Here is a 22,549-nt window from a genome sequence, read left to right on the forward strand (position 1 = left end):
AGCCGCAGATCAGACACAGCCCCGCGCCCCTTCGGGCGCTGTTCCGGCCTGGCTCATCTGAACGTGGGGCGTCTCACACCGCAGCCCGGCGTCTCCTTGTGTGCCGACAAGTGCGAAGATGGGGCTCGGCAGGACAGGGCCCCACCGAAGGGCCGAAGAACGAGCGGCCGGACACCAGCCGCCTGCCGGTCACTGAAGACCGGCTCACGGCGCACATGCATGGAGGACGTGACGTGGCGAACGACGCCAGCACCGTTTTCGACCTAGTGATCCTCGGCGGTGGCAGCGGTGGTTACGCCGCGGCCCTGCGCGGGGCGCAGCTGGGCCTGGACGTCGCCCTGATCGAGAAGGACAAGGTCGGCGGCACCTGCCTGCACCGGGGATGCATCCCCACCAAGGCCCTGCTGCACGCGGGCGAGATCGCCGACCAGGCCCGCGAGAGCGAGCAGTTCGGTGTGAAGGCCTCCTTCGAGGGCATCGACATCGCCGGGGTCCACAAGTACAAGGACGGCGTGATCGCCGGCCTGTACAAGGGGCTGCAGGGGCTCGTGGCCTCCCGGAAGGTGACGTACATCGAGGGTGAGGGCCGGCTGTCCTCCCCCACGTCCGTCGACGTGAACGGCCGCCGCGTCGAGGGCCGCCACATCCTGCTCGCGACCGGCTCCGTGCCGAAGTCGCTGCCCGGCCTGGACATCGACGGCAACCGGATCATCTCCTCCGACCACGCTCTCGTCCTGGACCGCGTGCCGAAGTCCGCGATCATCCTGGGCGGCGGTGTCATCGGCGTCGAGTTCGCCTCCGCGTGGAAGTCCTTCGGCACCGAGGTCACGATCGTCGAGGGCCTGAAGCACCTCGTCCCGGTCGAGGACGAGAACTCCTCCAAGCTGCTGGAGCGCTCGTTCCGCAAGCGCGGCATCAAGTTCAACCTGGGCACCTTCTTCGAGAAGGCCGAGTACACCCAGGACGGCGTCAAGGTCACCCTCGCCGACGGCAAGGAGTTCGAGGCCGAGGTCCTGCTGGTGGCCATCGGCCGCGGCCCGGTCTCCCAGGGCCTGGGCTACGAGGAGCAGGGCGTCGCCATGGACCGCGGCTACGTCCTGGTCGACGAGTACATGCGCACGAACGTGCCGACCATCTCCGCCGTCGGTGACCTCGTCCCGACCCTCCAGCTCGCGCACGTCGGCTTCGCCGAGGGCATCCTGGTGGCGGAGCGCCTGGCCGGTCTGAAGACCGTTCCGATCGACTACGACGGTGTCCCGCGGGTGACGTACTGCCACCCGGAGGTCGCCTCCGTCGGTATCACCGAGGCCAAGGCCAAGGAGATCTACGGTGCGGACAAGGTCGTCGCTCTGAAGTACAACCTCGCGGGCAACGGCAGGAGCAAGATCCTGAACACCGCGGGCGAGATCAAGCTCGTCCAGGTCAAGGACGGTGCCGTCGTCGGCGTCCACATGGTCGGCGACCGCATGGGCGAGCAGGTCGGCGAAGCCCAGCTGATCTACAACTGGGAGGCGCTGCCCGCCGAGGTCGCGCAGCTCATCCACGCCCACCCGACCCAGAGCGAGGCGCTCGGCGAGGCCCACCTGGCCCTGGCCGGCAAGCCCCTCCACGCGCACGACTGACCCCTCGGTCGACACACGCGACGACACAGACTTCCGCACTTTCCGTAAGGAGCAACCGAAACCATGGCGGTTTCCGTAACCCTTCCGGCGCTCGGCGAGAGCGTCACCGAGGGCACTGTCACCCGCTGGCTGAAGGCCGAGGGCGAGCGCGTCGAGGCCGACGAGCCGCTGCTCGAGGTGTCGACCGACAAGGTCGACACCGAGATTCCTTCGCCCGCCGCCGGTGTCCTGGCTTCCATCAAGGTCGCCGAGGACGAGACGGTCGAGGTCGGCGCCGAGCTGGCCCTGATCGACGACGGCAGCGGCGCGCCCGCTGCCGAGCCGGCCCCCGCCGCGGAGCAGGTCGCCGAGCCGGCCCCCGAGCCGGCCGCGGCCGCCCCGTCCACCGAGCAGGCCGCCCCGGCGGCCGCTCCCTCCGCCGACGCCGCTGCCGGCGGCGGCTCCGCCGAGGGCACGGACGTCGTCCTGCCCGCGCTCGGCGAGTCCGTCACCGAGGGCACCGTCACCCGCTGGTTGAAGTCGGTCGGTGACAGCGTCGAGGCCGACGAGCCGCTGCTCGAGGTCTCCACCGACAAGGTCGACACCGAGATCCCGGCCCCGACTTCGGGCACACTGCTGGAGATCGTGGTCGGCGAGGACGAGACCGCCGAGGTCGGCGCCAAGCTCGCCGTCATCGGTGTCGCGGGTGCGGCTCCGGCCGCCGCCCCGGCGCAGGAGGCCCCGGCCGCCCCGGCCCAGCCCGAGCCCACTCCGGCTCCGGCTCCGGCCCCGGCGCAGCCCGCCCCGGCCCCGCAGGCCCCGTCGGCTCCGGCCCCGCAGCAACAGACCACCCCGGCTCCCGAGCCGGCTCCGGCTCCGTCGGCTCCCGCGCCGGCCCAGGCCCCGGCCGCTCCGGCCGCCGCCAAGCCGGCCGACGACGGCGCCTACGTCACCCCGCTGGTGCGCAAGCTCGCCGCCGAGCAGGGCGTCGACCTGGCCACCGTCAAGGGCACCGGCGTCGGCGGCCGTATCCGCAAGCAGGACGTCGTCGCCGCCGCCGAGGCCACGAAGAGCGCCGCCGCCACCCCGGCCCCCGCCGCTGCCGCCCCGTCGGCCGCCAAGAAGGCCCCGGTGCTGGAGGCGTCCCCGCTGCGCGGCCAGACCGTGAAGATGCCGCGGATCCGCAAGGTCATCGGCGACAACATGGTCAAGGCCCTGCACGAGCAGGCCCAGCTGTCCTCGGTCGTCGAGGTCGACGTCACCCGCCTGATGAAGCTGCGCGCCCGTGCCAAGGACGCGTTCGCGGCCCGTGAGGGCGTCAAGCTCTCGCCGATGCCGTTCTTCGTCAAGGCCGCGGCCCAGGCGCTGAAGGCGCACGCGCCGATCAACGCCAAGATCAACGAGGCCGAGGGGACCATCACCTACTTCGACACCGAGAACGTCGGCATCGCGGTGGACTCCGAGAAGGGCCTGATGACCCCGGTCATCAAGAACGCCGGTGACCTCAACCTCGCCGGTATCGCCAAGGCCACGGCCGACCTGGCGGGCAAGGTCCGCGCCAACAAGATCACCCCGGACGAGCTGTCCGGCGCGACCTTCACCATCTCCAACACCGGGTCGCGCGGTGCGCTCTTCGACACGATCATCGTGCCGCCGGGCCAGGTCGCGATCCTCGGCATCGGCGCGACGGTCAAGCGTCCCGCCGTCATCGAGACGGAGGAGGGCACGGTCATCGGCGTCCGCGACATGACGTACCTGACCCTGTCCTACGACCACCGCCTGGTGGACGGCGCCGACGCGGCCCGTTACCTGACGGCGGTCAAGGCCATCCTGGAGGCGGGCGAGTTCGAGGTCGAGCTCGGCCTGTAATCGCCGACCAGCCGCACACCTCGGTGCCCCGTCCGGATTTTCCGGGCGGGGCACCGTCGTACCCCAGGGGCGCGGGGAACTGCGCGAGCAACCACAACCGACCGTCAGCCGAACGACCATCCCGAACCCCCGTGTAAGTCTCGTCTCACCTGCACCAAAGCGCCCTCACCCGCCCCACCGGCGGAGCGAACCGGCCGTATTGTCTAAACGTCGATCCCGCGTAAGGAGCCCTCATGACCGCGCCCGTCATCCACTCGCTCCGCGAGCAGATCCGCGAGCACATCCTGGAGGGGATCATCAGCGGACGCTGGCAGCCGGGCGAGCGGATCGTCGAGCGCCGGATCGCCACCGAGCTGGAGGTCAGCCAGACCCCGGTCCGCGAGGCCCTGCGCGAGCTGGAGTCCCTGCGCCTGATCGAGTCCGCTCCGAACAAGGGCGTGCGCGTGCGCAACCTCACGGCCGCCGACCTGGAGGAGAGCTACCCGGTCCGGGCCGGCCTGGAGGCCATCGCCGCGGAGCTGGCCGCCCAGGGCCTCGCGGAGGACTGCTCGGCACTGGAGCCCCACGTCAGCGCCCTGTACGAGGCCGACCGCAGCTCCGACGGCACGGGACAGGTCCGCCACACCGTCGCCTTCCACCGTGAACTGGTCCGCGCCGCGGGCAACTCCGTGCTGCTGCACACCTGGGAAGGCCTCGGCATCGAGGTGTTCACGGCCCTGTCGATCCGCTGGCTGGGCACCCGGCAGCAGTCGTACGCGGAGGAGCACGAGGAGCTCGTGGCCGCGTTCAAGCGCCGTGACCCCCGGATCGCCGAACTCGTGAAGGCGCACGTCCTGGGCTGCGCTCCCCGGGCGTGACACCCGAGCGCACCTTCGCTCAAACGCCTCCGACCTGCGAAAACCATTCGAAAATCGGTCACCGCGTGCCACCGTCGGAGGCACCGCGTGCCTATTTTCTCGTGATCAAGAGGTTTTGCCCCTCAACCCTTTGATCGATCATCGATCAGCGAGTTAGAGTCGCCGACGGGCCCACGCGGCAGAGCCGCATGGTGTTACAGCACCCAAGCCCCAGCCCTGTCCTGCCAAAGACAAAGGGCACCCCCGATCCCCTTATGTGAGGGAACCCCCTTCGACTGAGGAAGGCGGCGACATGACCGACCCCAACGCCATCCAGCCGAGCGAGCTCGACCAGCTCCCCGACCGGGACCCGGAGGAGACCGCCGAATGGCAGGCCTCCCTGGACGCGGTCACCAAGGCAGCCGGGCCGCACCGTGCCGCATATCTGATGCGCCGCACGCTGGAGCGCGCCGAAGGCGCCGGCATCGCGCTGCCGAAGCTCCTCGAGACCGACTACGTCAACTCCATCCCGACCTCCGCCGAGCCGGCCGTGCCCGGTGACGAGGCGATGGAGCAGCGGATCACCGCGTGGAACCGCTGGAACGCGGCCGCGATGGTGACCCGGGGCAGCAAATACGGCGTCGGCGGCCACATCGCCACCTTCGCCTCGGCCGCCTGGCTGTACGAGACCGGCTTCAACCACTTCTTCAAGGGCAAGGAGGCCGACGGCTCCGGCGACCAGCTCTACATCCAGGGCCACGCCTCCCCCGGCATCTACGCCCGCGCGTTCCTCGACGGCCGCCTGAACGAGGAGCAGCTCGACAACTTCCGCCGGGAGGCGGGCGGCAACGGCCTGCCCTCCTACCCGCACCCCCGCCGCCTGCCCTGGCTGTGGGAGTTCCCGACGGTCTCCATGGGCCTCGGCCCGCTCTCGGCGATCTATCAGGCGCGCTTCAACCGCTACCTGGCCAACCGCGGCATCAAGGACACCGCCGGTTCGCACGTGTGGGCGTTCCTCGGCGACGGCGAGATGGACGAGCCCGAGTCGACGGCGGCCCTCGCGCTGGCGGCCCGTGAGGAGCTGGACAACCTCACGTTCGTCATCAACTGCAACCTGCAGCGCCTCGACGGCCCGGTCCGCGCCAACTTCAAGATCGTGCAGGAGCTGGAGGCCCAGTTCCGCGGCGCCGGCTGGAACGTCGTGAAGACGCTGTGGGGCACGGCCTGGGACGAGCTGTTCCGGCTCGACACCACGGGCGCGCTCGTACGCCGCCTGCGCCGGGTACCGGACGCGCAGATCCAGACGTACCAGACCCGCGACGCGGCCTACATCCGCCAGGACTTCTTCGGCGGCGACCCGGCGCTCGTGGAGATGGCGAAGCTGCTGAGCGACGACAAGATCCTCGAGTGTTTCCACCTCTCGCGCGGTGGTCACGAGGCGCGCAAGGTGTTCGCCGCGTACAAGGCCGCCGTCGAGCACAAGGGCGCGCCGACCGTGATCCTGGCCCAGACGGTCAAGGGCCACACCCTCGGCGAGGGCTTCGCGTCGAAGAACGCCAACCACCAGATGAAGAAGCTCTCGGTGGACGAGTTCAAGAACATGCGCGACCTGCTCGAACTGCCGATCAAGGACAGCGACTTCGTCGACGGCGTGGTGCCCTACGGCCACCCGGGCGCCGACTCCCCCGAGGTCCGCTACCTCCAGGAGCGCCGCGCCGCCCTCGGCGGTCCGGCCCCGGCCCGGCGCGTGCACCCGGTCGCCCCGCTGCCCGCCCCCGCGGAGAAGGCGTTCGCCTCCTTCGACAAGGGATCCGGCTCGCAGAACGTGGCCACGACCATGGCGTTCGTCCGTCTGGTCAAGGACCTGGTCCGCGACAAGGAGACGGGCAAGCGCTGGGTGCCGATCGTCCCGGACGAGGCCCGCACCTTCGGTATGGAGAGCCTCTTCCCGTCCCTCGGCATCTACTCGCCCAAGGGCCAGACGTACGAGCCGGTCGACCGCGACCAGCTGATGTACTACAAGGAGGCCAAGAACGGCCAGATCCTCAACGAGGGGATCACCGAGGCCGGTTCGATGGCCGACTTCATCGCCGCTTCGACGTCGTACTCGACGCACGGCGAGGCGATGATCCCGTTCTACATCTTCTACTCGATGTTCGGCTGGCAGCGCACGGCCGACCAGATGTGGCAGCTCGGCGACCAGCTCGGCCGCGGCTTCCTCGTCGGCGCCACGGCCGGCCGCACCACCCTGACCGGCGAGGGCCTGCAGCACGCCGACGGCCACTCCCCCGTCATCGCGGCGACCAACCCGGCGGCGCTGTCGTACGACCCGGCGTTCGCCTACGAGGTCGCGGCCATCGTCAAGGACGGTCTGCGCCGGATGTACGGCGAGGCCGCCCCGGGCGAGGACCAGAACGTCTTCTACTACCTGACCGTCTACAACGAGCCGATGCCCCAGCCGGCGAAGCCGTCGGTGGACGGGGTCGACGAGGGCATCGTCAAGGGCCTGTACCGCTTCAACACGGCGGAGTCGGCGGGCATCACGCCCCCGGCCGACGCCCCGCGGATCCAGCTGCTCGGCTCCGGTACGGCGATCCACTGGGCGCTCAAGGCGCAGCAGCTGCTCGCCGAGGAGTGGGGCGTGGCGGCCGACGTGTGGTCGGCGACGTCCTGGAGCGAACTGCGCCGGGACGCCCTGGAGGCGGACGAGGCGCTGCTGCGCGGCGAGGAGCGGGTGCCGTTCGTGCGGCAGGCGCTCCAGGGTGCCGACGGCCCGGTGCTGGCGGTCTCCGACTACATGCGCCAGGTCCCGGACCAGATCGCGCAGTGGGTCGAGCAGGACTGGTCCTCGCTGGGCGCCGACGGCTTCGGCCTCTCGGACACCCGTGAGGCGGCCCGCCGCCACTTCGGTGTGGACGCGGAGTCGATCGTCGTCGCGGCCCTGGCCCAGCTCGCGGGGCGCGGCGAGGTCAAGGCGACGGCCGTGAAGGAAGCGCGCGAGAAGTACGGCCTGTAGGTTCTGGGCCCTCATCGGTCCCGGTCGTACATCGACCGCGGGCCGGTGGGGGCCTGTCGCGCAGTTCCCCGCACCCCAAGAAGGGGCGTGCCCGAGCATGCCTTTTCAGGGGCGCGGGTAACCGCGCGACCAGTCCCCACACACCCGCACCCGACCACACACCATGATGGCCCCATGCGTGCTGCCCGGCTGATCAAGATGGTGCTGTTGCTCCAGTCCCGGCCCTCCATGACGGCCGCCGAGCTCGCCCGTGAGCTGGAGGTGTCGGAGCGGACGGTCACCCGGGACGCGCAGGCGCTGTCGGAGGCGGGCGTGCCGGTGTACGCGGACCGGGGCCGGGTCGGTGGCTACCGGCTGGTCGGCGGGTACCGGACGCGGCTGACCGGGCTGCACCGCGGCGAGGCCGAGGCGCTGTTCCTGTCCGGCGTGCCGGGGGCGCTGCGCGAGATGGGCCTGGAGGACGCCGCCTCGGCGGCCCGGCTGAAGGTGTCGGCGGCGCTGCTGCCCTCCCTGCGGGACGCCTCCAGGACGGCCTCCCAGCGGTTCCACCTGGACGCCCCGAACTGGTTCAAGGAGCCGAGGACGCCCGAGCTGCTGCCGGCCGTGGCCGACGCGGTGTGGGACGACCGGCGGATCAGCGCCCGCTACCGGCGCGGTGAGGACGAGGTCGTCCGGGAGCTGGAGCCGTACGGGCTCGTGCTGAAGGCGGGCGTCTGGTACCTGTGCGCGCGGGTGGCCCGGGGCGCGTCCTTCCGGGTGTACCGGATCGACCGGTTCACGGCGGTGGACACGGACGGCGAGCGCTTCGAGCGGGAGCACGATTTCGACCTGCCCGCGTTCTGGGAGGAGCGTGCCGAGCAGTTCGCGCGGTCCATCCTGCGGGCGCGGGTCGTGGTGCGGCTGTCCCCCGACGGCGTACGCGCACTGCCGTACGCCCTCGACGCGCTGACCGCCGGGGAGGCAATGGCGGACGCGGACGCCCCGGACGAGGACGGCTGGGTGACGGTGGCCCTGCCGGTGGAGTCCGAGGAGGTCGCCCGCACGCAGCTGGCGGCGCTGGGACCGGAGGTGGAGGTGCTGGCGCCGGAGAGCCTGCGCGAGCGGTTCGCGGCGGACGCGGAGCGGCTGGCCCGGCTCTACCGGCCCGAGAACGGCGCATAACGATCCCGCGCACTCCGGGTGCGCCCCTGTGCCCCAGGGCCGATGCTTGACCCGTGATGGACGAGACGGAGTTCTGGGAGCTGGTGGACGACGCCCGGGAGGCCTCCGAGGGCGACCCCGAGGAGCAGGCCGACCTGCTCGTGGACCGGCTCGCCCAGCTGGACCCGGACTCGGTCCTGGACTTCGCCCGTCACTTCGAGTCCCGCTACAACCGCGCCTACCGCTGGGACCTGTGGGGCGCCGCGTGGGTGCTGCTCGACGGGGCGAGCGACGACGCCTTCGACTTCTTCCGGTGCTGGCTGATCGGCCAGGGGCGCGAGGTGTTCGAGGGCGCCGTGCACGACCCGGACGCGCTCGCCGATCTGCTGGGCGACTTCGACGAGGAGATCGACGGCGACGGCGAGGAGCTCGGCTACGCGGCGGACGAGGCCTACGAACAGCTCACCGGCGTGGTCGCGCCCGACCTGGAGATCGCGCCGGCGCCCCCGGAACCGGAGGGCACGCCGCTCGACTTCGAGAACGAGGAGCTGCTCGCGGAGCGCTACCCCCGGCTGTGGGAGCGCTTCAGGGGTTGATCAGGCGTCCCGGCGGCGGCTCGCGTCGGACGGGATGTACGCGTGCGTCGGATCGGCCCGCACCGCGTGGTGCAGCGGAGCGGCGTTGGCCTGGTCGAGCGCGCAGGCGGTGACCGCGGCCGGGCCCAGGACGACGGTCACGACCGCGCACAGCACCGCCCAGGGGCCGTGCGGGGCCACCGCCCGCGCAACCGGCTCCCCGGCGCTCCCCGCGTGCCTCGGGGCCTTCGTACGACCGTCCTTCATGGTCCCCACCTCCAGTCGGCTGCCTGTGGGGACGACCGTAGGAGACCGGGATCTCAGGAGGCTGCGCGTTCGCCGTGGCCTTGCTGTGGGCCGTCCGGCCGGCCCTGGAGCCGGGCCGCGAGCTGCCGGATCTCGGGCAGGCGCGCGTGCAGGGCGGCGCCCGGGCAGCTGGTCATGTAGCCGTCGTTGTGCCCGGCGAGGGCGGGCAGCCGGGCGGTGGACCCGGCCGCGTACCGGCTCAGGCCGTTGCTGGAGACCAGGCGGACGTCCGAGCGCGGGTCGGTGCCGGTCATGCCCAGCTTCCAGGCGGACAGCGCGGCGATCGAGCGGATCATGGCCTGCGGGACGGGCATGCCCTCGGTGAAGGTGCCGAGGGCGGCGATGCCCGCGGTGCGGTGGTTGAAGCCCTGGGTGTGGGCGCCGGTGACGGCGCGTTCCACGCCCCCGGCGCGGCCCTCGTAGATGGTTCCGCAGCGGTCGACGACGAAGTTGTAGCCGATGTCGTCCCAGTCGCGGGTACCGGTCTGGCCGGTGTAGAGGTCCCGGATGATGCGGGGCGCGTCGGCGCAGCCGTAGCCGTTGGGCGAGTCGGTGTGGTGGACGAAGACGGCGGCGACCCGGTCGTCGTAGCGCGGGCGCGGCTGGGCGCGTGCGGCGTCGCCCAGCCAGTGCGCTCTCGGCTCGATGGGCGGGCGCGGGGCGGTGTAGGAGGTGCCCGGGGAGCGGGGCGGGGCGGCGCGGGATCCGGTGTCGGCGGCCTTCTCGACGCCGTGGGCGCACAGGAACAGCGCCACGACGGCGGCGACGCCCGGCAGGCAGCCGAGCAGTACCCGGGCCGCGCGTGGCAGGCCGGCTATGCCGGGTGTCCCGTCGGCGGAGTGCCTGCGTGCGCCCCGCCGTCTTCGGAAGACACGCATGGTCCCACTGTCGGCCTGATCCGGTCCGTCCGCGATGTGTGATGTGCCACCCGGTGGAACCATCGTCACGGTCCGCGACGTTTTTCCCTGTGCACGCCCACGTGGCCGATTCCGATCAACGCGTGCGCGTGTGACTGATCACCGGGCCCTCGCCCCGCGTATTAGGGGTTCCGAGAGAAAGGCGGCGTGCGTGGACCTGCTCGACATCCTGCTGTTGCTGGTCGTCCTGGCCTACGCGGCGTCCGGGTACCGGCGCGGGCTGGTGGCCGGCTGTGTGTCGCTGGCGGGCTTCGTGGGCGGTGCGGTCGTCGGCGTGTGGGCCCTGCCGTGGGTCATGGACCTGGTGGAGCCGGGGACGACGCGGGCGACGCTTGCGGCGGTGTTCACGGTGCTGCTCCCGGCGGTGGTGGGGCACGAGCTGGCGGGGCGCCTGGCTCTGCGGCTGCGGCGGGAGCTGGACCGGGGGCCGCTGCGGGTGGCGGACGGCGTCGGCGGGGCCGTGGCCAACGCGGTGGCGGTGCTGATCGTGGCGTGGGTGGCGGCCAGCGTCCTGGGCGCGTCCTCGTCGCCGCTGGTCACCTCGGCGATCCGGGACTCGCGGCTGCTCGGCGCGGTGCAGCGGACGATGCCGGACACGACGCCGGCCTGGTTCTCGGGGGCCACGTCCGCGCTGACGCAGGCGGGCTTCCCTCAGGTCTTCAACCCCTTCGAGAACGAGTCGACGGCCGAGGTCGCCCGGCCCACCGGCGACAGCGTCACGGCCGCGGCGACCGACGCCGCCAAGCGGAGCACGGTGAAGGTCGAGGGCGTCACGGGCACCCAGGGCCGCGAGGGCAGCGGGTTCGTGTACGCGCGCGAGCACGTGATGACCAACGCCCATGTGGTGGCCGGCATCGACGAACCGACCGTGCAGATCGGCGGGGTCGGGCGGACGTACGAGGCGCGGGTGGTGCTGTTCGACCCGCAGAAGGACGTGGCCGTGCTGTACGTGCCGGGCCTGAAGGCCCCGGTGCTGCGGTTCGACGACGACGCCGAGCGCGGCGACTCGGCGGTCGTCGCGGGCTATCCGCAGGACGGCGACCTGAACCTCCAGGCGGCGACGGTCGCGAACCGGGTGCGGGCGACGGGCCAGAACATCTACAACGACGGGACGGCCACCCGCGAGATCTACTCGATCCGCTCCACGGTCCGCCCCGGCAACTCCGGCGGCCCCCTGCTCACCACGGACGGCCGGGTGTACGGAGTGGTCTTCGCCCGCTCCACCTCGGACGCCGAGACGGGTTACGTCCTGACGGCGGACGAGGTCGCCTCCGACGCGCGCAGCGCCGCGGGCGCGACGACACCGGTGGACACCGGCGAGCCGGCCGCCCCGTAGCCCCGGCTCACAGGAAGCGCCCCATGAACACGTCGTCCACGTAGGTCCCGTCGAGCAGGAACTCCTCGGGCAGGATCCCCTCGACCACGAACCCCTCGGCCTCGTAGAGCGCCCGGGCCGCGGTGTTGTGCCCGAGGACCCGCAGGGTGATGCGGCGGGCCCCGCGCCGACGGGCCTCGTCGACGGCGGCCCGGACCAGCGCCCGCCCCGCCCCACGGCCGCGCGCCTCCTCGGCGACGGCGAGGCCCTGGATCTGGCGCACATGCCGGTTCGAGTCGAGCGGGGTGGGGAAGCCGAGGTGGACATAGCCCGCGAGACGCCCGCCGAGCTCGGCGACCAGGCAGTCCTCGGGGGCGTGCCGCTCGCTGAAGAAGGGAGGGTACGGCGGCTGCGGCTCGGGCATCACCGCGTGCCGGTGCGACCAGGTGAGCCGGTCGAGCAGGGCCAGCTCCTCGCCGTCCTCGGGCCGGGCGACACGGATGCGCGGTGCGGGGAACTCGGGCATGGGCGCCACCCTACGGTGGGCGGATCAAGGCCTTGCAAGGGTTTTACGGAGCCACCCGACAGGATGGATTCATGGAACATTCAAGGATTGCGGTGGCGGGTGCCTCCGGTCTCATCGGCAGCGCCCTGGTGCGTTCCCTGACCGCCGACGGACACGAGGTGCACCGCCTGGTGCGCGGCACGCCCCGGGCGGCCGGGGAGATCCGCTGGGATCCCGAGGGCGGGCACGTGGACGCGGCCGGGCTCGCCGGCTGCCACGCCGTGGTCAACGTGGCGGGGGCCGGCGTCGGCGACCGGCGCTGGACGGACGCCTACAAGCGGCGGATCCGCGACAGCCGCGTGAACGGCACGGCCGCCCTCGCCGAGGCGGTCGCCTCGCTGGACGCGAAGGACCGCCCGCGGGTCTTCGTCAACGGCAGCGCCATCGGCTACTACGGCGAGACCGGCGAACGGACGGTCGACGAGAGCGCGCCCCCGGGAGAGGGTTTCCTGCCCTCGCTGTGCGTGGAGTGGGAGGGGGCGACCGCACCCGCCCAGGAGGCCGGGGTCCGCACGGTGTTCACCCGGACCGGGCTGGTCGTCTCCCGCGAGGGCGGCGCCTGGGCACGGCTGTTCCCGCTGTTCCGGGCGGGGGCCGGCGGGCGGATGGGCGACGGGCGGCAGTACTGGTCGTTCGTCGCGCTGCACGACGAGGTCGCCGCGATCCGGCACCTGATCGAGACCGACGGCCTGTCCGGGCCGTTCAACATCACCGCCCCGCACCCGGTGACGAACCGTGAGATCACGGCGGCGATGGGCCGTGTGCTGCACCGGCCGACCCTGTTCCCGGTGCCCGCGACCGTCCTGCGCACCGTGCTCGGCGAGATGGCCGGGGACGTCCTCGGCAGCGCCCGGGTGCTGCCGACGCGCCTGCTGGAGTCGGGCTTCCGCTTCGCCTTCCCGGAGATCGAGGGAGCGATCCGCGCGGCCCTGTGACGGCCTCCCAGCCCCGCCGGAACCCGGCCGGGCGGCGCACACCGGCCGCCTGTCCGGGATCCGACCGGCCGTTCCGAGACAGCTCCCCTGGGCGCACACCAGCCCCCTTTGACCACTTCATGCCCACCAGGTGCCCGTATGCGACCGCTGTGCGACCGTGCCCTGCCGATGCGCGACTCCCCCTGACCGATCACGGTCCTACCCTCGACCAGAACTCGCGTATCCCTGCGGCCTGTTGAGGGCATGACGTCTCCAGCGCCCGCGCAACATCGAGGAGGGGCACGTGCTTGAGCCCGCGTACCAGGCGGACGTGGTCGTCGTGGGAGCCGGGGTCGCCGGACTCTCGGCCGCGCACCGGCTGACCAGCGCAGGAGTGACGACCATGGTCCTGGAGGCCGCCCACGGGGTCGGCGGCCGCATGGCGACGGAGAAGGTCGACGGTTTCCGGCTCGACAGGATCGGCCAGTTGCTGTCCACGGCGTATCCCGAACTACGGCAGACACCCGGTCTCGACGGCCTGGTGCTGCGGCCCTTCACACCCGGTGTCCTGCTGCACGGCGACGGACGCCACCATCGCGCGGGCGTCCAACCGGGCGCAGGGGGCGCACGGGGCGCACTGCATGCGGTACGCGCGCTGGCGAGTGCTCCCCGCCCGTCGTCCGCGTCCAGGCCGTTGAGGAGGCCGGTGGCCGTGCCCGGGCGGCAGGTCTCCGTCCCGCGGAGCCGGTCCGGCGCCCCGCTCGGCACGGCCGTCGACCAGGCCCGGCTGGGGGCCGCCCTGACCCGGCTGGCGGGCACACCGGCCGAACGGCTGCTGGCCCGCCCGGAGTTGCCCGCCGGCCAGGCCCTGGCGGCCCGCGGGCTGCCCGCCCGTACGATCGACGGCTTCCTGCGTCCGCTGCTCGCCGCGCTGCTGTGCGACCCGGGCCTGACGACGTCCAGCCGGTGCGCGGACCTCGCGCTGCGCGCCTTCGCCCGGGGCCGGTTGTGTCTGCCGGAGGGCGGCGCCGAGGCCCTGCCGGAGCTGCTGGCGCGCACCCTTCCACCGGGCACGGTCCACACCGGCGTGCGCGTCACCTCCGTCTCGACGACGTCGGTGACGACCGCGGAGCACGGTGCGATCCGGTGCCGGGCGGTCCTGGTGGCGACGGGTGCGCGCGCCGCCGCCGAACTGCTGCCCGGGTTGCGGGTGCCGGACTTCCATCCGGTGACGGTGGTGCACCACACCACGGACGAACCTCCGGCGACGGGAGCGTCGTTGCTGCTCGACGCGGATCTCGGCGGGCCGGTCGCGCACACGGCGGTGGTCAGTGACGTCGATCCGTCCCGGGCGCCGGCCGGGCGGGCGCTGGTCTCCTCCACGGTGCTGGGGCGGCCGCCGGGTGATGTCGACACGGCGGTGCGGATGCATCTGGCGCGGCTGTACGGGGTGCCGACGGCCCGGTGGGAGACGCTGGCCGTGCACCAGACGGTGGATGCGGTGCCGGCGATGCGGCCGCCGCATGATCTGCGGCGGCCGGTGCGGTTGCTCGCGGGCCTGTACGTGTGTGGGGATCACCGGGACACCAGTACCGTTCAGGGCGCTTTGCACTCCGGGCACCGGGTGTCCGCGGCGATCTTGGCGGATCTGGGGGCGGGGCGGTCTCTGCATGTCGCCGAGCCCGTGCCGACTGCGCCCAGGGCCGCGTAGGTGATCTTTCGGGTGCGGGTGCGCTGTGGCTTGTCGCGCAGTTCCCCGCGCCCCTCAGAACCTCACCTCAAAGCCGCTACCTTGTCGCGGTACGTCCGCACCGGAGCCGCGTCCCTGTACGGTTCCAGTCTCCGTTCGAAGTCCCTCACGTATTCCACGGCCCTCACCGAACGCATCTCGGCGGCCTGGCCCGCCGCCTCCGCTCCCAGCTGGCAGGCCTGGTCGAGTTCGCCGAGGCCCAGGCGGGCGGTGGCGAGGACCACCCGGCAGAAGAGCCGGCTACGGGCGAAGGAGGGGGCCCGCAGCTGGAGTGAGCGTTCCGCGTGCTGGGCGGCGGAGCGGAACTGCTGCAGGTCGCGGTGGCAGTGGCCGAACTCGTCGGCGAGCTGGGCCTCGTCGAAGAACTTCGCCCAGTGCGGGACGTCGTCGCCGGGCCGGGCCGTCTCCAGGGCGCGTTCGGCGCGGACCAGGGCGGCGGTGCAGGCCCTGACCTCGCCGAGCACCCCGTGCCCGCGCGCCTCGGAGGCGTGCAGCAGGGCCTGCACGACGGGCGGCCCGGAGGTGCCGACGCCCTGCTGGGCCACGCGCGCGAGCTGGACGGCCTCGCGCCCGTGCCCGAGGTAGACGGCCTGGCGGCTCATGGTGACCAGCACATAGGCCCCGTACGTGCGGTCTCCGGCCGCCTGGGCGAGCCGCAGCGCCTGCACGAAGTAGCGCTGGGCGAGTCCGTGCGCGGCGATGTCGTACGACGTCCAGCCCGCGAGCTGGGTCAGGTCGGCGGCGGCCGCGAACAGCCGGCGGCCGGCCTGCTCGCCGTAGGTGCCGCGCAGCATGGGCTCGCACTCGTGCTCCAGGTAGCGCACGAGGGCCTGACGGGCGTGGCCGCCGCCGTAGGCGTCGTCGAGGGTGCGGAACAGCTCGCCGACCGAGCGCAGAGCCGCGATGTCGCCGGCGGTGACCTTCTGGCCGGGCCCGCGCTCGGCCTGGCCGCGCTGGCGGGGCAGGGACGGCACGCCCTGCTCGGCCGTGCCCGTGGGGTGCAGGGCGGGGCGGCCCTGGGCCGGGATGCGGGCGGGGGCCGGCTCGCCCCGGGCGACCTTCTCGTCGGCCCGGCCGATCAGCCAGTCCCTGCTGGGCACGACGAGCCCGGCCGGGGTGAAGGCGATCTTGCGGAGCTCGGCGTGACTGCCGGAGTCCTTGCGCCACAGCCCGCTGACGATGTCGACGGCCTCCTCGGGGGTGGCGGCGAACTCCAGCCCCGCGTAGACGGGGGCACAGGCGTCCAGGCCGAGGTCCTGGGCGGTGAGGCGGCGGCCCAGGCGCCGGGTGAAGACCTCGGCGATCAGGGCGGGGGTGGTGCCCCTGGGCTGCTGACCGCGCAGCCACCGGGTGACGGATGTCTTGTCGTATCTCAGGTCGAGCCCGTGTTCGAGACCGAGCTGGTCCACGCGACGGGCGAGTCCCGCGTTGGAGAACCCCGCTTCTGCGATGAGCGCGGCGAGCTGTCGGTTGGGGGTGCGCTGCGCGGGTCGTTCCGTCATGGTGCGGTGCGGTCTCCTGCCTTCCGGTGTCGGTGACGTGCCGGATTGCCTGTGAGCAGGCCTTTTGGCTTGCTGGACGGCGCGAATGTAGCGGAGAGTAAGCACCCCATCACACATTTTCACGGACATTCATCCGATCGTGTGAGGATTGGCCTCGGGACTGACGAGCCCGGGCCGGACGTACAGTGGCTTGGGCGCGTTACGTGCCTGACACACGCGTTCGAGGGAGGCGCTTGCCGTGAGTGAGTTGCGGTTCGTCCGCATGGGGTTCGGTGACGAGGCCGTCGAGTACCAGGAGGCGTGGGACGAGCAGCGCCGCGTGCACGCGGCGCGCTTCGCCGACGAGATCTCCGACACCGTACTGCTCCTGGAGCATCCCCCGGTCTACACGGCCGGACGTCGCACGGCGGACAACGAGCGCCCCCTCGACGGCACGCCGGTCATCGACGTGGACCGCGGCGGCAAGATCACCTGGCACGGCCCCGGCCAGCTGGTGGGCTACCCCATCCAGAAGCTCCCGCGGCCGGTGGACGTCGTGGCGCACGTGCGCCGCCTCGAGGAGGCCCTGATCCGCGCCTGCGCGGAGTTCGGCCTGGAGACGAGCAGGGTCGAGGGCCGCAGCGGCGTGTGGATCCTGGGCGACCCGGTCGAGCAGCGCCCCGCCTGGGGGTCCCCCCGGCCGGAGGCTGGAGGAGGGCTGTCGCTGGACTTCGACCCCCGGCTGCACGACGAGGAGTTCGACCCGCGCATGAACGGCCCGGAGTACGCGCCGTCCAACGCGGGGCAGCGCCGGGAGGACCGCAAGATCGCCGCGATCGGCATCCGCGTGGCCAAGGGCGTCACGATGCACGGCTTCGCGCTCAACGTGAACCCCGACAACAAGTGGTTCGACCGGATCATCCCGTGCGGCATCCGTGACGCGGGCGTCGCCTCGCTGGCCGGCGAGCTCGGCCGGGACGTCACGATCGAGGAGGTCCTGCCGGTCGTGGAGCGCCATCTGCGGGAGGTCCTGGAGAACGCGGACCTCAAGCCCCGGGAGATCGAGAAGACGCCGGCGGCATAAAGCGGCCCGTGGCGGTGCTGGAGGGGTAGCCACCCGCACAGGCTTTCAAATCAACGGGCGTACCCTTGAGGACGCCGAAGAATCAATCGCTAGGGAGCCGGTCGTGTCCGCAGTCGCACCCGACGGACGCAAGATGCTGCGCCTGGAGGTCCGCAACAGCCAGACCCCCATCGAGCGCAAGCCCGAGTGGATCAAGACCCGGGCGAAAATGGGTCCCGAGTACACCGCGATGCAGAAGCTCGTGAAGAGCGAGGGCCTGCACACGGTCTGCCAGGAAGCCGGCTGCCCCAACATCTACGAGTGCTGGGAGGACCGGGAGGCCACCTTCCTCATCGGTGGCGACCAGTGCACCCGGCGCTGCGACTTCTGCCAGATCGACACCGGCAAGCCCGAGGCGCTCGACCGCGACGAGCCCCGCCGCGTCGGCGAGTCCGTGGTCACGATGGACCTGAACTACGCCACGATCACCGGCGTCGCCCGCGACGACCTGGAGGACGGCGGCGCCTGGCTGTACGCCGAGACCGTGCGCCAGATCCACCAGCAGACCGCGGGCCGCGAGGCCGGCCGCACCAAGGTCGAGCTGCTGGCCCCCGACTTCAACGCGGTCCCCGAGCAGCTGGCGGAGGTCTTCTCCTCCCGGCCCGAGGTCTTCGCGCACAACGTCGAGACGGTCCCGCGGATCTTCAAGCGCATCCGCCCCGGCTTCCGCTACGAGCGCTCCCTGAAGGTGATCACCGAGGCGCGCGACTACGGCCTGGTGACCAAGTCGAACCTCATCCTCGGCATGGGCGAGACCCGCGAGGAGGTGAGCGAGGCGTTGCAGCAGCTGCATGACGCGGGCTGCGAGCTGGTCACCATCACGCAGTACCTGCGGCCCTCCGTGCGCCACCACCCGGTGGAGCGCTGGGTGAAGCCCCACGAGTTCGTGGAGCTGAAGGACGAGGCCGAGCAGATCGGCTTCTCCGGCGTGATGTCCGGACCGCTGGTGCGCTCCTCGTACCGCGCCGGGCGGCTCTACCAGATGGCCATGGAGCAGCGTCATTCGGCCGCTCCGCGGCAGGGGGACGGCCACCACATCGCGGCGCAGGCCGTCTGACGGACCGTCACCACCCCTGCCCCTCAAGGGGCGGGACAAGCGTGTGAACTCGCGCACAAGAGACTACCCACCGGTAGCGACCGATTTGACGCGGTCCTGACCGTCCTCGCAGATGAGGGCACATGTCAGGACCGCGTCGGCGTTCCACCACTCCCCGCCAGGGTTTCATGGGTGTTTGACCGGCCGGTCACGCCCTGGTAACACCAATCAGTGACGCTGAACTCACAGCACGTACACCCGCCACCCGAGGGGGGACCTCACCCATGCAGGCCGCGCCGCCCGTCCGCGCCACCGCGATTCCGTCCTTCACGACCGCACTGCGCGCCGTCGAGTCGCTGCTGATGAGCAGCGGTCAGCGCACCGCCCGCCGCAACGCCTGGACCTCCGTGCTGGAGGACCGCCGTCGCGCCAAGGACCGGGTCGAGACGCAGCGCGTCATCGAGCAGTCCCTGTCCGTCCGTTCCTGACCCCCGGCCCTCCCCCAGGGGCCCCCGCGGGCACTGCCGTCGTCGGCGCTTGTGGGGCCACGTAGACTTCGTGGCATGGCGAGGAAGGAACCTGCAGCGGACGCTGCGAACCCCGGGCGACTGAAGCAGATCGCTCTGACCTACAAGATGACCCGCAAGGCCGACAAGAAGATCGGTCTTGTACTCGCGGCAGTCGGAATCGTCACCTTCGGTGTCTTCCTCGCGATCGGTTTCTTGATCGGTCACCCCATCTATCTCGGCATCCTGGGCCTCCTGCTCGCCTTCCTCGCGTCGGCGATCGTGTTCGGGCGCCGGGCCGAGCGGGCCGCCTTCGGGCAGATGGAGGGACAGCCCGGCGCCGCGGCCGCGGTGCTCGACAACATCGGCCGGGGCTGGACGACGACCCCCGCGGTGGCGATGAACCGCAACCAGGACGTGGTGCACCGCGCGGTCGGCAAGGCCGGCATCGTGCTGGTCGCCGAGGGCAACCCGAACCGGGTGAAGACCCTGCTGGCCGCCGAGAAGCGGAAGATGAACCGCATCGTCGCGGACGTCCCGGTGCACGACCTGGTCGTGGGCACGGGCGAGGGCCAGGTCGAGCTGAAGAAGCTCCGGACGACCATGCTCAAGCTCCCGCGCGTGCTGACCGGCCCGCAGGTCACGGCCACCAACGACCGGCTGCGCGCCCTCGGTGACCTGATGAGCAACATGCCGCTGCCGAAGGGGCCGATGCCGAAGGGCATGCGGCTGCCGAAGGCTCGCTGACACTCCGCACACCGACATGAACGAGGGGCGCCCGGATCACACCGGGCGCCCCTCGTGGTGCATGCCGGATCTTCTTGGGCGGCGGCGCCGCAGGTCAGATGCATCTTCTTGGGCGGCGGCGCCGCAGGTCAGATGCGGGCCTCGACCGTGCCCGCCAGCCGGTCGTGCAGGCCGCGGCCGTCGCGGTCCCAGATCAGCGCGGGGATCGCGAGGAAGAGCAGGACCGTGCGCAGCGCGGCGCGCCAGGGGCTGACCCGGCCGGTGTCCAGGGCGAGCACCCGCAGGCCGAACAGGCGCTTGCCCGGGGTGAAGCCGACCGTACCGACCGTGAGGACCATCAGCGCGAACATGATGAGCGGCGCCCAGATCTGGGCCGCCTCGTTGTAGCTCTGCGTGATGAGACCGTATGCGATCAGGAGACAAAGGCCCCAGTCGACGGCGAGGGCGCCGATCCGGCGGCCCGGGCGGGCGATCGAGCCGGGTCCCTCCTCGGGCAGGCCGAGCTGCTCGCCCCGGTATCCGAAGTCGACACCGGCCTCTTCCGCGGCCGCGCGGGGCCCGGAGAGCCACGATCCCAGTGCTTGCCTGTTGTCCACCCGTCCACGGTACTGCGCCCGAAAACGACCAGGGCACGGAGGGGTGTGTCCGGGCTACGGTGGAAGGGGAGCCGGTTAACTTGTGCGAAACAAACGAGTCACGCCCGAGAAACCACCCGTCCCTAGGGTCGAGGTCAGCGTGTGCCACCCGCACCGGCCGCACGAACGAACTACCACCCCGGCGGGACGGTCGGGAGTAGGAGGAGCTGGATGTTCCAGAACGCCGACGAGGCCAAGAAGTTCATCGCGGACGAGGACGTCAAGTTCATCGATGTCCGCTTCTGCGACCTGCCGGGCGTGATGCAGCACTTCACGATCCCTGCCGAGGCCTTCGACCCGGCCGAGGAGCTCGCCTTCGACGGCTCCTCGATCCGCGGCTTCCAGGCCATCCACGAGTCCGACATGGCGCTCCGCGCGGACCTGTCGACCGCCCGGGTCGACCCGTTCCGCCGCGACAAGACGGTCAACATCAACTTCTTCATCCACGACCCGATCACTGGTGAGCAGTACTCCCGTGACCCGCGCAACGTGGCGAAGAAGGCCGAGGCCTACCTCGCGTCGACCGGTATCGCGGACACCGCGTACTTCGGTCCCGAGGCCGAGTTCTACGTCTTCGACTCCGTCCGCTTCGCGACCAGCGCGAACGAGTCCTTCTACCACATCGACTCCGAGGCCGGCGCCTGGAACACCGGTGCGGTCGAGAACAACCGTGGTTACAAGGTTCGCTACAAGGGCGGCTACTTCCCGACCCCGCCGGTCGACCACTTCGCCGACCTGCGTGCCGAGATCTCCCTCCAGCTGGCCGCCTCAGGCCTGCAGGTCGAGCGCCAGCACCACGAGGTGGGCACCGCCGGCCAGGCCGAGATCAACTACAAGTTCAACACGCTGCTCGCCGCCGCCGACGACCTGCAGCTCTTCAAGTACATCGTGAAGAACGTGGCCTGGCAGAACGGCAAGACCGCGACCTTCATGCCGAAGCCGATCTTCGGTGACAACGGCTCGGGCATGCACGTCCACCAGTCGCTGTGGACCGGCGGCCAGCCGCTGTTCTACGACGAGGCCGGTTACGCGGGCCTGTCGGACACCGCCCGCTACTACATCGGCGGCATCCTCAAGCACGCCCCGTCGCTGCTGGCCTTCACCAACCCGACGGTGAACTCCTACCACCGTCTGGTCCCGGGCTTCGAGGCGCCGATCAACCTGGTGTACTCGCAGCGCAACCGCTCCGCGGCCATGCGTATCCCGATCACGGGCTCCAACCCGAAGGCCAAGCGCGTCGAGTTCCGCGCGCCCGACTCCTCCGGCAACCCGTACCTCGCCTTCTCGGCCCTCCTCCTCGCGGGCCTCGACGGCATCAAGAACAAGATCGAGCCGGCCGAGCCGATCGACAAGGACCTCTACGAGCTGGCTCCCGAGGAGCACGCGAGCGTCGCGCAGGTGCCGACCTCCCTCCCGGCCGTCCTCGACCGCCTGGAGGCCGACCACGAGTTCCTGCTCCAGGGCGACGTGTTCACCCCGGACCTGATCGAGACGTGGATCGACTACAAGCGCACGAACGAGATCGCGCCACTGCAGCTGCGTCCGCACCCGCACGAGTTCGAGCTGTACTTCGACGTGTGATCGACGCCTGACCGAGGCATCACGCCCGCGCCCCCGCCGTCCTTTCCGACGGCGGGGGCGCGGGCGCTTGTTCTATTCTTGGGGGCAAGGACCACACGGGGGTGGAGCGGGAATGCCCGAGCACGAACAGGACGATCAGGGCCGCGAGTTCGACCTCAGATGGGCGGACGGAGCCGAGCACAAGGAGCCCTCGGCCCGGGCCCGTATGCTCACCGCGCGCTGGAAGCACGACCCGCCCGGACCGGTGCCGTTCCGTGCCGACCCGGACCACGTCGGTTCGCGCCGCCGCTCCTCCTGGATCTCGACGGCCGTGGTGCTGGGCTGCGTGGCGGCGGTGATCGTGCTGCTGGGGTACATCGACTTCAGGGTGCCGTACTAGTGCCGCGGCAGGCAACGTTTGCCCGTCAAGGAGCGGCGTCCGGTGCGTGCTCTCGGCGTGCCGGGTGCATGCCCTCGTATCTGGATGTACTTGGGTTTGTGCCCGGTGCGGCGAGAGTGCGTGCCGGGCGTCGCGACGGGGCGAACGTTGCCTGCCGCGGCACTAGATGAATGAGTCCGATGTCTTCAGTGGTCGTAGGCGATCAGTGATCGTTTGATTGCGGCGTTGGTGGTCCAGTTGTGCCAGATGCCGGCGGC

20 protein-coding genes are annotated in these 22,549 nt (G+C 71.5%); 15 read left to right on the forward strand and 5 right to left on the reverse strand.

Annotation, left to right across the window (positions count from 1 at the left end; translation table 11 throughout):
- The first annotated feature begins 233 nt into the window (after nt 1–233).
- The 6 genes from lpdA to HDC93_RS13325 all read left to right on the forward strand — a co-directional run bounded on the left by lpdA (nt 234) and on the right by HDC93_RS13325 (nt 9,058).
- Nucleotides 234–1,622 carry a dihydrolipoyl dehydrogenase gene (gene lpdA / locus HDC93_RS13300; protein WP_185010355.1) on the forward strand — a complete coding sequence of 463 codons (1,389 nt, stop codon included), beginning with the start codon at nt 234–236 and terminating at the stop codon, nt 1,620–1,622.
- Between the two features lie 63 nt (nt 1,623–1,685).
- Nucleotides 1,686–3,470 (forward strand): 2-oxoglutarate dehydrogenase, E2 component, dihydrolipoamide succinyltransferase, encoded by a 1,785-nt coding sequence (gene sucB / locus HDC93_RS13305; RefSeq protein WP_185010357.1) that lies wholly within the window; start codon nt 1,686–1,688, stop codon nt 3,468–3,470.
- 233 nt (nt 3,471–3,703) lie between these two features.
- A complete protein-coding gene (locus HDC93_RS13310) occupies nt 3,704–4,327 on the forward strand; it encodes a GntR family transcriptional regulator (protein WP_030837481.1) in 624 nt (207 codons plus the stop codon).
- Nucleotides 4,328–4,619: 292 nt separating this feature from the next.
- On the forward strand, nt 4,620–7,322 hold the full coding sequence (gene aceE / locus HDC93_RS13315; protein ID WP_185010359.1) for a pyruvate dehydrogenase (acetyl-transferring), homodimeric type: 2,703 nt from the start codon (nt 4,620–4,622) through the stop codon (nt 7,320–7,322).
- 174 nt (nt 7,323–7,496) lie between these two features.
- Nucleotides 7,497–8,483 carry a YafY family protein gene (locus HDC93_RS13320; protein ID WP_185010361.1) on the forward strand — a complete coding sequence of 329 codons (987 nt, stop codon included), beginning with the start codon at nt 7,497–7,499 and terminating at the stop codon, nt 8,481–8,483.
- Nucleotides 8,484–8,539: 56 nt separating this feature from the next.
- A complete protein-coding gene (locus tag HDC93_RS13325) occupies nt 8,540–9,058 on the forward strand; it encodes a DUF4240 domain-containing protein (RefSeq protein ID WP_185010432.1) in 519 nt (172 codons plus the stop codon).
- Here HDC93_RS13325 and HDC93_RS13330 read toward each other — a convergent pair whose 3' ends face one another.
- Both HDC93_RS13330 and HDC93_RS13335 read right to left on the reverse strand, forming a co-directional pair.
- The gene (locus HDC93_RS13330; RefSeq protein WP_221516670.1) at nt 9,059–9,304 is read right to left on the reverse strand and encodes a hypothetical protein; all 246 of its coding nucleotides are present in this window, start codon (nt 9,302–9,304) and stop codon (nt 9,059–9,061) included.
- Between the two features lie 53 nt (nt 9,305–9,357).
- The gene (locus HDC93_RS13335; protein WP_260419538.1) at nt 9,358–10,221 is read right to left on the reverse strand and encodes a peptidoglycan recognition protein; all 864 of its coding nucleotides are present in this window, start codon (nt 10,219–10,221) and stop codon (nt 9,358–9,360) included.
- 190 nt (nt 10,222–10,411) lie between these two features.
- Here HDC93_RS13335 and HDC93_RS13340 point away from each other — a divergent pair, with 190 nt between their 5' ends.
- Nucleotides 10,412–11,596, forward strand: coding sequence for a MarP family serine protease (locus HDC93_RS13340; protein ID WP_185010362.1), 1,185 nt, complete (start codon nt 10,412–10,414; stop codon nt 11,594–11,596).
- 7 nt (nt 11,597–11,603) lie between these two features.
- Here the strand turns inward: HDC93_RS13340 and HDC93_RS13345 are convergent, their stop codons facing one another.
- Nucleotides 11,604–12,101 carry a GNAT family N-acetyltransferase gene (locus tag HDC93_RS13345; protein WP_185010363.1) on the reverse strand — a complete coding sequence of 166 codons (498 nt, stop codon included), beginning with the start codon at nt 12,099–12,101 and terminating at the stop codon, nt 11,604–11,606.
- Nucleotides 12,102–12,172: 71 nt separating this feature from the next.
- On the opposite strand from HDC93_RS13345, the gene HDC93_RS13350 reads away from it, so the two are divergent.
- Nucleotides 12,173–13,075, forward strand: coding sequence for a TIGR01777 family oxidoreductase (locus HDC93_RS13350; protein WP_185010364.1), 903 nt, complete (start codon nt 12,173–12,175; stop codon nt 13,073–13,075).
- A 283-nt stretch (nt 13,076–13,358) separates the two neighbouring features.
- Nucleotides 13,359–14,765, forward strand: coding sequence for an NAD(P)/FAD-dependent oxidoreductase (locus HDC93_RS13355; protein WP_185010365.1), 1,407 nt, complete (start codon nt 13,359–13,361; stop codon nt 14,763–14,765).
- A gap of 62 nt (nt 14,766–14,827) precedes the next feature.
- Here HDC93_RS13355 and HDC93_RS13360 read toward each other — a convergent pair whose 3' ends face one another.
- Nucleotides 14,828–16,306 carry a regulator gene (locus HDC93_RS13360; RefSeq protein ID WP_185010366.1) on the reverse strand — a complete coding sequence of 493 codons (1,479 nt, stop codon included), beginning with the start codon at nt 16,304–16,306 and terminating at the stop codon, nt 14,828–14,830.
- 238 nt (nt 16,307–16,544) lie between these two features.
- Here HDC93_RS13360 and lipB point away from each other — a divergent pair, with 238 nt between their 5' ends.
- The 4 genes from lipB (at nt 16,545) to HDC93_RS13380 (ending at nt 19,697) form a co-directional block, all read left to right on the forward strand.
- The gene (lipB, locus tag HDC93_RS13365; protein ID WP_185010367.1) at nt 16,545–17,369 is read left to right on the forward strand and encodes a lipoyl(octanoyl) transferase LipB; all 825 of its coding nucleotides are present in this window, start codon (nt 16,545–16,547) and stop codon (nt 17,367–17,369) included.
- 103 nt (nt 17,370–17,472) lie between these two features.
- The gene (gene lipA / locus HDC93_RS13370; protein ID WP_185010369.1) at nt 17,473–18,465 is read left to right on the forward strand and encodes a lipoyl synthase; all 993 of its coding nucleotides are present in this window, start codon (nt 17,473–17,475) and stop codon (nt 18,463–18,465) included.
- A 263-nt stretch (nt 18,466–18,728) separates the two neighbouring features.
- Complete coding sequence (locus tag HDC93_RS13375; protein ID WP_185010371.1) at nt 18,729–18,932, forward strand: hypothetical protein; 204 nt, start codon at nt 18,729–18,731, stop codon at nt 18,930–18,932.
- A gap of 75 nt (nt 18,933–19,007) precedes the next feature.
- Complete coding sequence (locus HDC93_RS13380) at nt 19,008–19,697, forward strand: DUF4191 domain-containing protein (protein ID WP_185010373.1); 690 nt, start codon at nt 19,008–19,010, stop codon at nt 19,695–19,697.
- Nucleotides 19,698–19,825: 128 nt separating this feature from the next.
- On the opposite strand, the gene HDC93_RS13385 is transcribed toward HDC93_RS13380, so the two are convergent.
- The gene (locus tag HDC93_RS13385) at nt 19,826–20,293 is read right to left on the reverse strand and encodes an RDD family protein (RefSeq protein WP_185010374.1); all 468 of its coding nucleotides are present in this window, start codon (nt 20,291–20,293) and stop codon (nt 19,826–19,828) included.
- Nucleotides 20,294–20,503: 210 nt separating this feature from the next.
- On the opposite strand from HDC93_RS13385, the gene glnA reads away from it, so the two are divergent.
- Complete coding sequence (gene glnA / locus HDC93_RS13390) at nt 20,504–21,913, forward strand: type I glutamate--ammonia ligase (RefSeq protein WP_185010376.1); 1,410 nt, start codon at nt 20,504–20,506, stop codon at nt 21,911–21,913.
- A 112-nt stretch (nt 21,914–22,025) separates the two neighbouring features.
- Entirely contained in the window at nt 22,026–22,292 is a 267-nt protein-coding gene (locus HDC93_RS13395; RefSeq protein WP_185010378.1) for a hypothetical protein, read from the forward strand.
- The last annotated feature ends 257 nt before the right edge of the window (nt 22,293–22,549 follow it).

It is taken from the genome of Streptomyces sp. AK010, assembly GCF_014207295.1.
GTDB lineage: Bacteria > Actinomycetota > Actinomycetes > Streptomycetales > Streptomycetaceae > Streptomyces > Streptomyces massasporeus.

What these genes read in the sequence shown, in the direction of transcription:
- HDC93_RS13310 (WP_030837481.1), top strand. Translation starts at nt 3,704, where the DNA reads ATGACCGCGCCCGTCATCCACTCGCTCCGCGAGCAGATCCGCGAGCAC.
- sucB (WP_185010357.1), top strand. Translation starts at nt 1,686, where the DNA reads ATGGCGGTTTCCGTAACCCTTCCGGCGCTCGGCGAGAGCGTCACCGAG.
- HDC93_RS13380 (WP_185010373.1), top strand. Translation starts at nt 19,008, where the DNA reads ATGGCGAGGAAGGAACCTGCAGCGGACGCTGCGAACCCCGGGCGACTG.
- glnA (WP_185010376.1), top strand. Translation starts at nt 20,504, where the DNA reads ATGTTCCAGAACGCCGACGAGGCCAAGAAGTTCATCGCGGACGAGGAC.
- HDC93_RS13325 (WP_185010432.1), top strand. Translation starts at nt 8,540, where the DNA reads ATGGACGAGACGGAGTTCTGGGAGCTGGTGGACGACGCCCGGGAGGCC.
- HDC93_RS13395 (WP_185010378.1), top strand. Translation starts at nt 22,026, where the DNA reads ATGCCCGAGCACGAACAGGACGATCAGGGCCGCGAGTTCGACCTCAGA.
- HDC93_RS13360 (WP_185010366.1), bottom strand. Translation starts at nt 16,306, where the DNA reads ATGACGGAACGACCCGCGCAGCGCACCCCCAACCGACAGCTCGCCGCG.
- HDC93_RS13335 (WP_260419538.1), bottom strand. Translation starts at nt 10,221, where the DNA reads ATGCGTGTCTTCCGAAGACGGCGGGGCGCACGCAGGCACTCCGCCGAC.
- HDC93_RS13330 (WP_221516670.1), bottom strand. Translation starts at nt 9,304, where the DNA reads ATGAAGGACGGTCGTACGAAGGCCCCGAGGCACGCGGGGAGCGCCGGG.
- HDC93_RS13320 (WP_185010361.1), top strand. Translation starts at nt 7,497, where the DNA reads ATGCGTGCTGCCCGGCTGATCAAGATGGTGCTGTTGCTCCAGTCCCGG.
- HDC93_RS13345 (WP_185010363.1), bottom strand. Translation starts at nt 12,101, where the DNA reads ATGCCCGAGTTCCCCGCACCGCGCATCCGTGTCGCCCGGCCCGAGGAC.
- aceE (WP_185010359.1), top strand. Translation starts at nt 4,620, where the DNA reads ATGACCGACCCCAACGCCATCCAGCCGAGCGAGCTCGACCAGCTCCCC.
- HDC93_RS13350 (WP_185010364.1), top strand. Translation starts at nt 12,173, where the DNA reads ATGGAACATTCAAGGATTGCGGTGGCGGGTGCCTCCGGTCTCATCGGC.
- HDC93_RS13375 (WP_185010371.1), top strand. Translation starts at nt 18,729, where the DNA reads ATGCAGGCCGCGCCGCCCGTCCGCGCCACCGCGATTCCGTCCTTCACG.